This is a genomic window from Novipirellula sp., from assembly GCF_041583735.1.
Lineage (GTDB): Bacteria > Planctomycetota > Planctomycetia > Pirellulales > Pirellulaceae > Novipirellula.
The window spans coordinates 1-9,318 of sequence record NZ_JBFHFD010000324.1; the positions used below are offsets into that span (position 1 = coordinate 1).

A 9,318-nucleotide genomic window follows, 5' to 3' on the forward strand; every position below is an offset into this window, starting at 1 on the left:
AACGCCATGGGCACTGCAGTTGAGCATGGACGATTTCCCCTATCCACGTGACCACCACGGTCAATGGTTCTGGGAAAGTGGATTTGATAAGGACCCGATCCAGCATGCCGAAGCAATCCGCGATTGGAATTTGCGAGCGGTTTATGGTGCGTTTAACGCGATGAAAAACGGCGACGGTGCGGACAAGCACAAGAACGCCTACCTGACCTGGGTTGCCTACATCGGCGGTCCGCGTGAATCGCGTCGCTTGCTAGGTGACATTGTGTTAACGCAAGACGATGTGGTGAACAAAGTCGCCTATCCTGACGGTTGTGTCCCCAGCACGTGGTCGATCGACCTGCACTATCCTAAAGAGCAGTACGCTAAAAAGTTTCCCGATAACCCGTTTATCTCGGTCGCGGTTCATGACCGACGGATTGATCGCAACTACGGTTATCCGGTTCCCTACCGAACTTTCTATTCGCGAAATATCTCGAACCTATTCATGGCGGGGCGTTGCATCAGTGTGACACACGAAGCCTTGGGGACTGTGCGCGTGATGCGGACGTGCGGGATGATGGGCGAAGTCGTCGGCAAAGCGGCCAGCGTCTGTGTTCGTCACGACTGTACGCCGCGTGAAGTGTATGGCAAGTATTGGTCGGAAATGGACGAGCTGCTCAAATTGCCGGGCAAGGCACGCCGCGAAACCGTTAAATCCGAGATCATGGTGCCGGATGATGCGCTGCCATTGGCACCACCGACCGGATTGCCAACCAGCGGCAAGGCATCAGGGCATGGTATCGACCCCGCAAAAATCAGCGGTTTGGTGATCGATGATACCAAGGCGAAAAAGACAGGCGGTTGGACCGAGGGAGCGGGTTTGCCAAAATTCGTTGGCTCGCACTACCTCTATGGCAGTGGCAAAGATGCATCGATTCGGTTTGAATTTGCCGCGCCTGCCCAGGGCAAACATCAGATCATGATTGCCTATCAGTCGCATGAAAACCGCAGCGATAAGGTGCGGGTGGAGATCAAAACGGGCGATGACATGGTCACCAAAACGGTGAACATGAAAGCGGCACCTCCGGTCGACAACCTGTTCATTTCGCTTGGCACGTTTGAGCTGAAGCGTGGCGAAGATTGTGCCGTGACGCTTTCGGCCGACGGTAGCGGCAATGTTCACGCGGATGCGATTCGTGTGGTTCCTGCCAAGTAATGACGCTGGATCCCGTCAACGCAGAGCGATTTCAAGTTCGCCGCCTTGTTGTGCATCTCGCACGCTTGGCGGTGTTTGTTTCGATCATTGGTTTGATTCACCTTCAATACGCGAGCTCTTCGGCCCGCGTTACTGCGATCGCCGATCTGTCGGTCGACCAGGTAATATCGTTATTCCCCGCTGCGGCGTCGCTTGCGGGCGTGGCAAGTGACGATGGGCGAATGGCGGTCAGCGACGCGGATGGCCAATCACTCGGTTACGTCGTCCAGACCTCTCCCGAAAGCGATCATATCATCGGTTTTTCCGGACCGACAAATGTTTTGATCGGATTCGATGATTTGGATCATGTCGTCGGAATCTCGATCCTCTCAAGCGAAGACACGCGAGACCATTTGTTAGAAGTCGAGCGAAACGAGCAGTTCATGTCCTCGCTCGATGGGAAATCGCGAGACGAGATCGGTCGCGTCGGTGTCGTCGATGCGGTGTCTGGCGCGACACTCACTAGCTTGGCGATTCAAGAATCGATCATTCACCGCTTGGGGGGCGAAGTCGGTTCGCTGCGTTTTCCCACGCCCCTTTCGCTCGATGACGTCAAAGTGCTGTTTCCCAATGCGGATTCTATTGAACCCAATGCGGCGCACGCGGCGGTTTGGTCGGTCAATTCCGGCGGCGATCGGATCGGGCAAGTCCTACGCACTTCCCCTGCGGCGGACAACGTTGTTGGCTATCAAGGCCCGACGGACACGTTGATTGGTTTGGACCGCGACGGCGCGGTGGTCGGGATCGCGATTGGAAAATCGTACGATAACGAGCCTTACGTGGGCTACGTTCGCGAGGACTCGTATTTTCGTTCCACGTTTGATGCGATGAAACTGCAACAGCTCGCCGAGGCGGATCTTTATGAGATGCGAGTCGAAGGGGTTTCCGGGGCGACGATGACCAGTATGGCGGTGGCCGATGGAGTGGTCGAAGCCGCGAAAAAACATCGCGAGAAAGTAGAACTCGAAGCGTCTCGCCCAAAGCGTCGATCGGGATTCCAGATTTCAGTGCACGACATCGGCACCATGATTGTGATCATTGCCGCGATCGTGATCGGGTCGACATCGCTGCGAGCCAACAAACGCGTTCGGATCGTGTTCCAGTTGACGTTGATCGTTTACCTTGGCTTGATTGCCGGTAATTTGGTGTCGCAGGCGATGATAGCGGGATGGGCCAAGCATGGGGTGCCGCTGCAAATGGCACCGGGATTGGCGATGCTGGTGATCGCGGCGTTTGCCTGTCCGTTATTTAGCAAGCGAAATATCTACTGTTCGCACCTGTGTCCGCATGGTGCGGTTCAGCAGTTGATTAAAGGGCGGATCCGGTATCAAGTCAAACTTGGACATTCGGTTTCCAAACTCTTGATGCTTTTGCCTGGTTTGCTGTTGTTGTGGTGTCTGGTGGTGGTGATGGCGGCGTTGCCATTCAGCTTGGTCGATATCGAGCCGTTTGACGCCTACGTTTTTCGCATCGCGGGCTGGGCCACGATCGCGGTCTTCGTGGTCGGAATCGTCGCCTCGCTATTTGTTCCGATGGCGTATTGCCGATTTGGATGTCCGACCGGCAGATTGCTTGACTATTTGCGATTCAACGCACGTAGCGACCGCTGGACGATCCGCGACTGGATCGCGGTCGGCTATCTCGGGATAGCGATTTGGCTGAGCACCAGCCATTAGTGTGATTCGAGAAGAGTCCCCCACTCAGAACTTGCTCTGCTTGTTCTGGCCATTCCCCAAAAGCAAAGCTTATTGGGGAGGTGAAGCCACCGCTGCCGATAGTCTTCGCGGCTTTCGTTGCTGCGGATTGATCGGCGGTAAAACGGGCCTAGCGTTGCTCGATTGGCACGAATGCGCGTTCGGTCGCACCGGTATAGATTTGGCGAGGACGATTGATCCGGGTCGATGGGTTGTTGTGCATCTCTTCCCAGTGGGCGATCCAGCCTGGCAATCGGCCAATCGCAAACAGCACCGTGAACATCTGGATCGGAATGCCCAAGGCGCGGTAGATCACACCCGAGTAGAAGTCGACGTTGGGATACAGTTTTCGTTCAATGAAGTACTCGTCTTGTAACGCCACTTCTTCCAACTTTTGTGCAACCTCGAACAAGGGGTCATCCAATTGCAACTTGGCGAGCAATTTGTCGCAGCTGGCGCGGATGATTTTCGCCCGTGGGTCAAAGTTCTTGTAGACGCGGTGACCGAATCCCATCAAACGGAATCCGTTTTCCTTGTCTTTGGCCATATCGACATATTTCTGCACGTTGCCGCCGTCTTTGGCGATCGTTTCGAGCATGTTCACACACGCTTCGTTGGCTCCACCGTGCAGCGGTCCCCACAACGCGCCGATCCCGGCTGAGATCGAAGCGAACAGGTTGGCATTGCTGCTGCCGACCATGCGGACGGTCGATGTACTGCAGTTTTGTTCGTGGTCCGCGTGGACGATGAACAACAAGTTTAGCGCTTCGGCAAAGTCGGGATCGACCATGTATTCGCGGGCAGGCGTCGCGAACATCATGTGCAAAAAGTTTTCGCAATAACTTAGGTCATTGTTCGGATACATGAACGGTTGCCCCATCGACTTCTTGTAGCTGTAAGCCGCAATCGTCGGCAGTTTGGCAAGCAGTCTATAGAGCGAGATTTCGACTTGGCTTGGATCATTCGGATTCAGCGAATCTTGGTAGAACGTGGCAAGCGCTCCGACCACACTGCTGAGGATCGCCATCGGGTGGGCGTCCCGTGGGAACCCATTGTAGAACGACCGCATGTCCTCGTGGATCATGGTATGGTCGCGGATGCCGGCGCGAAAAATTTCGGCTTGAGACGCGTTGGGCAATTCACCGTAAATCAGCAAAAACGCGGTTTCGACGAAGTCGCAGTGTTTGGCGAGTTCTTCGATCGGGTAACCGCGGTAGCGTAAAATTCCTTTTTCCCCGTCAAGAAACGTAATTGCACTCTTGGTGCTGCCGGTATTGACGAAACCGTCGTCCAGAGTGATCAGTCCGGTTTTGGCTCGCAGCTGACTGATGTCGATTCCGCGTTCCCCTTCGGAGCCTTCGACGACGGGGAAGTCGATATCACTGCCTTCGATCGACAGCTTAGCGACTCCGGCTTCTTTAGTATCCAATTTGGGAGGGGTGCTCATCTGCGAATCCGCGTAGAGAGAGGGCTAATTGCATGGTTTTGATCTCGGGATAGTGTAGCTCTGTAAGTAGCGAACTACAATCACGGGAACGGTGTCTATCGGCATTCGAAATCGTCGAAATACAGGACGATGACGATGAAATTTGCACGCGAGTCGAGTTTGCCTGTGATTCGCTTGCCAAACGTCACCACCGGCGCCCTTACCACTGAATATGAGTGGAATTGCTACCCCACTTTTTGGTCGGTAACGTTTTGGCGCCGGATTCGCATCGAGTCGATCTTGCGATTGCTCGCTTTTAGTATTTCGATCTCTGAATCGCCCAGCGTCAGCCGCGTCCCGGTCTCGGGAATCGATCCGACGTGCGACAGGACAAAGCCGGCGACGGTTTCGTAGTCGTCGCTTTCCGGCAGATCCCAGCCGAGCAATTCGTTCAGGTCATCGATCATCAAGCGACCATCCACCTCGACCGTGTCATCGTCAATGACTTGCAGTCCGATCTCTTCGTCTTCGTCGGACTCGTCGACAATCTCGCCCACGATTTCTTCCAACGCATCTTCGATCGTGACCACTCCAGCAGTTTGCTGAAATTCATCCAGCACGATCGCCATGTGGCTGCGGCTATGCAGAAATTCACGCAGCAGAAACTCGACCGATCGATCGACCGGGACAAACCAGGGCCGTCGCATGATCTCGCACACCGGTTCCTGGGGTTGATGATGGGCTTCGAGAAAGGGCAGCAGATCTTTGACGTACAACACCCCGACCACGTTATCGAGCGTGCCATTGTAAACGGGCAAGCGAGTGCGGCCGGCTTCAACGATCGTCTTTAGGATTTGGTCCCATTCCCAAGAAACTTCGATCGCATCGACATCGCTTCGCGGCGTCATGATGTGACCGACCGGGTCTTCGTGCAGCGTCATGACGCCTTGGATCATTTCACGAACGCCCGGCCCAAAGTAGCCTTCCCGCTCGCCCGCGGTGACGATCGTGCGGATTTCGTCTTCGAGTTGCTCTTCGTCTTCGTCCTCATGCTCGTGTTTTCCAGCCAAGCGTCGAGTGATCACCTCGACCAATTCTCCCGGCGCCGATAAGGGGTGCATGAAAATCGACAACGATCGCCAAAACGGCCATGTGTGATACAGCACTTGAGTCGAGGCAAAGCGTGTTACCGCCGTCGGCACCCAGGCGTGCACCAACATGATCGAGAGACCGGCGGTGAAAAACCAAATCAGCAGATCACGGCCAATCGGATTCTCTTCGGCAACAAAAAGCGCCGTCGTGCCTGAGATCAGGAACAACACGGTCCCGATCATCCGCAAGTATTCGCTGCCACGAATCGCTGCGTCTTGATGATCGATGACGGCACCAAAACGCTCGCGGTTTTTATTCAACCGGCAATAGGCTTCCAAAGGACGTCCGGCGAATCGGTCCAGCAATTCGCCGCCAAGACCCCCGATACTGCTGAACACAAAGCCCAAAGCCGAGAGTAACCCCCAAGCTACCGAATCGGTCATGACCGCGTCTCCGGTAGCAAGGTGCTCGGTTGGATGTTCACGTCCACACGATCGGGACCGTAGTGAATGATGTCCTCAATCCCCAACGACTGCATCACTTGGCATTCCGCAGCCCGCATTTCTTGCCGCACATCGTCTTCGAGGTCGTCCATGCCGGCGATGTGCAAGGTGCCGTGGACGACATACAGCAACAACTCATTCTCAACAGACCAACCGACACGCTCGGCAACGCGTTGGGCGGTTTCGAGGCTGACGACGAGTTCCCCTTCGATCCTCGGCGGTTCGTCGGTGTAGGCGAAACTGATGACATCAGTTTCATAGTCGTGGGCCAGATGCCGTGCGTTGATCTGGCGGATCTCGGCGTCGTTGCTCACACGGACCCCGATCTCGCCGCAGGAATAACCACGGAACGCGGTAGCATGGGTCACGGCGGAACGAATGCGGTCGTACCAAGCGGGCTCAGGCAGCGGGTCGTCCGTCACGATTTCGATAGAGAGTTTCGGGGCCGATTGGTCGCCGCTCTCGTTAGGCTGATTGTTGTCCAGGATATTTGACACGTGCGTGATAGATGGCGGTTAAAGATTTGACAAGACTGGTGCGGATGCGATCGAGTTGGCGGAACGTCAATCCGCATTCATCGAACTGGCCATCCGCCATTTTCTTTTGAGCAATAGCGTCGACAAGCCCTTGGATTCGCGACGGAGTCGGGTCGACCAGGGTGCGGCTGGCACTCTCGACCGTATCCGCCAACATCATCACCGCGGCTTCGAGCGTTTGCGGTTTCGGTCCAGGATAGCGGAAATCTTTGTCGCTGACCGATTCCCCGTTGGGATCTTCCTCGCTGCGACGAGCCGCCTCGCGATAAAAATACTCCACCAGCGTCGTGCCGTGATGCTGCAAGATGAAATCGATGATCGATTCGGGCAAATGATGGCTGCGCGCCAAATCCGCGCCGTCTTTCACATGCGCAATGATCACCAACGTGCTCATTGCCGGTTGCAGTGAATCGTGTTGGTTCACTCCGGCGCTTTGGTTCTCGATAAAGTATTCAGGTTTGAACATCTTGCCGATGTCATGGAAATAAGCGCCCACGCGGACCAGCAATCCGTTGGCGCCAATCGCATCGGCAGCAGATTCGGCAATCGAAGCCACATTGATGCTGTGGTTGTATGTCCCCGGCGCACGTTGAGCGAGTCGACGCAGCAGCGGATGGCTGGCATCGCCAAGTTCCAACAGACTGAGGTCCGTCTGCACTCGGAACGCTTTTTCGACTAGCGGTAAGAGTCCGGTCATTGCAGCCGAGGAAACCACGATGCAGAATCCTGCCCACATCGCTTCGCGACCTAGTCCCCACAAGACCACGTCAAATTGTGGGCCGCGGTAGAGCGATTCCACTTCGCCTACGATGTCACCAGTCGCATCGACCACCGACAACGTTTGCGAGGTGACAATGCCAACGCCAATTACGGTGGCTGCGGTGATGACGGCCGAGATCGTGCCGACGTACAACAAGTGAGTGCGGCTGCGAATGCGTCCTAGCAGCAGCGTACAGCTTGTGCACGCTGCCAACATCATGACTAATTCAGAAAGCTCGGCACTCAGGAATAACGTCACGCTGAGGCACGCGGCGGCCATCAACAGCAGTGCGAGTTCGCGTCCATAGACCACCGCGGCGATGATTGACGCCAGCACAAGCGGGATCAATTCGCTACGCCACTCGTCGCGGGATGCATAAAAACTGAGCGCGACAGCGGTCACGATCAATGCCAATAATTTGGCTAATTTCTTTTGGTCCTGTAACAGGCTGCGGTCTTCGACAAAAAAGATGTAAGCGCCGCATAGTAAATACAACGCAGCGATCATTCCGGAAAAAGCAGCGAAGCGTGCTATTTTGTCTCGCCAACCCATGCGGCTGACAAATTCTTTGCCCTCGACTCGCAGCAGCGCTAGTTCTTTCAGCCCGAGGGGTTTACCCGCTTCGGCTAACTTCGAATCGCCGGAGTAATACGAGGTCATGACGGGTTCGACATTCTGAGCGGCATCCAATCGTGCCCGTTCGCTCAACTCGTCGTCGTATTGCAAGGTCTCGTACTGCGGCAACCGCTGGACAATCCAATCGCTGATCATGCCCGCGACCACTTGGCCACGTTCGCTGCCGAAGCTGGGACGAAAGTATTCTTGCAACAACGACTGCAGATTGCTGCTCGCCTGCGCAATTCGCACCTGACTGACTTCGACCGGTACCGCTTCGTCGGGTTGACCGGCCGGATAGACCATGATCATCCGCTGGTTGCCCTGGTCGGGCGTGTGCTGCATCGCTTTGAGCAGACCCAGTTTGTACATCGGCTCCATCGCCGTGCCGACGGCCGCATCGACTTTGATCAATTCAGGGTCATCGGCTAAGACGGATTTCAACGTGGCGAAGCGTTCCGCTGATGTGTCACCGGGTTCTGCGGTTTCGTCACCTTCGTAGAACTGAGCGAACGCTTTTCGTTCGTCTTCGTTCATCTGGTCAAACGACTGTGCCCCCAGAGCCAAGAACAATTGGTCCTTCAGAACCGCTCGCAATTGATCCAGCGGTTTGGTGCGATTTCGATACAACACCGGGGCTTCGCGGCGTTTCTGGCGACGGACCGCATCGGTTTCCAGTTCGTCTTTGACTTGGAACGTGACCCGCGTGATGATGTCCCGCGCGGGGATCGCGTTTTTGCGATAGGCGAACGAAGGTCGCCATGCATGGCAAAGCACGAGCATCAATACCGCAGCAAGGATCGCCATGCCGACGCGGATCGAAAAGTCGGCCTTGTCGCTGCGCTGCCACCACTGGATCAACCGAGGCTTGGGGATCCCAAGCGAATCGATCCTTTCTTGGCGTGTTCGTTGTTTGCTTGTGCCACTCATCACAATAAACCTAGAGCCCCACTCTCTAAAGCGGGATTGTCTGAACGTATGTGGCCCGAACGAATCGGTTTCACGTCACGTCGGAACTACTCGCGGTTCTTAGGGCCCTCGCTAGGATGACGCGGGTGATGGGATTCATCATGCAAACTTTCGCTCTCATGATGTTTGTCATCGTCATAAGCTTCCACAATTTTTTGCACCAAACGGTGACGCACGATATCGCTTCGACGCAGTCGCACGATGCCAATGCCTTCGATGTCGCTGAGACGTTGAATCGCATCACGCAATCCGCTGGTGATCCCACGCGGCAAGTCTTGTTGCGAGATATCGCCACTGACCACCATTTTGCTGCGTTCGCCCATCCGCGTGAGAAACATCTTCATTTGGGCGACGGTCGTGTTTTGTGCTTCGTCCAATATGATAAAGGCATCGTTGAGGGTCCGTCCACGCATGTAAGCGAGCGGAATAATCTCGATCACGTCTTGCTCCATCAAGGTCCGAGCTTGATCGAAATCGATCATTTCACCA

7 protein-coding genes are annotated in these 9,318 nt (G+C 55.3%); 2 read left to right on the top strand and 5 right to left on the bottom strand.

Annotation, left to right across the window (positions count from 1 at the left end; translation table 11 throughout):
- Both ABX962_RS21185 and ABX962_RS21190 read left to right on the top strand, forming a co-directional pair.
- A partial coding sequence (locus tag ABX962_RS21185) for an FAD-dependent oxidoreductase (protein ID WP_372722063.1) occupies positions 1-1,195 on the top strand: 1,195 nt, incomplete at its 5' end.
- Positions 1,195-2,910 (top strand): FMN-binding protein, encoded by a 1,716-nt coding sequence (locus ABX962_RS21190; protein ID WP_372722065.1) that lies wholly within the window; start codon positions 1,195-1,197, stop codon positions 2,908-2,910. The genes ABX962_RS21185 and ABX962_RS21190, both read left to right, overlap by 1 nt.
- Before the next feature lie 148 nt (positions 2,911-3,058).
- On the opposite strand, the gene ABX962_RS21195 is transcribed toward ABX962_RS21190, so the two are convergent.
- From ABX962_RS21195 to ABX962_RS21215, 5 genes are all read right to left on the bottom strand, one after another.
- Positions 3,059-4,375, bottom strand: coding sequence for a citrate synthase (locus tag ABX962_RS21195; RefSeq protein ID WP_372722067.1), 1,317 nt, complete (start codon positions 4,373-4,375; stop codon positions 3,059-3,061).
- Positions 4,376-4,599: 224 nt separating this feature from the next.
- Complete coding sequence (locus tag ABX962_RS21200) at positions 4,600-5,889, bottom strand: hemolysin family protein (RefSeq protein WP_372722069.1); 1,290 nt, start codon at positions 5,887-5,889, stop codon at positions 4,600-4,602.
- Positions 5,886-6,446, bottom strand: coding sequence for an rRNA maturation RNase YbeY (gene ybeY / locus ABX962_RS21205; RefSeq protein WP_372722071.1), 561 nt, complete (start codon positions 6,444-6,446; stop codon positions 5,886-5,888). The genes ABX962_RS21200 and ybeY overlap by 4 nt, the downstream gene beginning before the upstream one ends.
- The gene (locus ABX962_RS21210; protein WP_372722072.1) at positions 6,415-8,790 is read right to left on the bottom strand and encodes an HD family phosphohydrolase; all 2,376 of its coding nucleotides are present in this window, start codon (positions 8,788-8,790) and stop codon (positions 6,415-6,417) included. Before ABX962_RS21210 ends, ybeY begins: the two co-directional genes overlap by 32 nt.
- Before the next feature lie 86 nt (positions 8,791-8,876).
- The coding region (locus ABX962_RS21215) for a PhoH family protein (RefSeq protein ID WP_372722074.1) at positions 8,877-9,318 on the bottom strand (442 nt) is incomplete at its 5' end.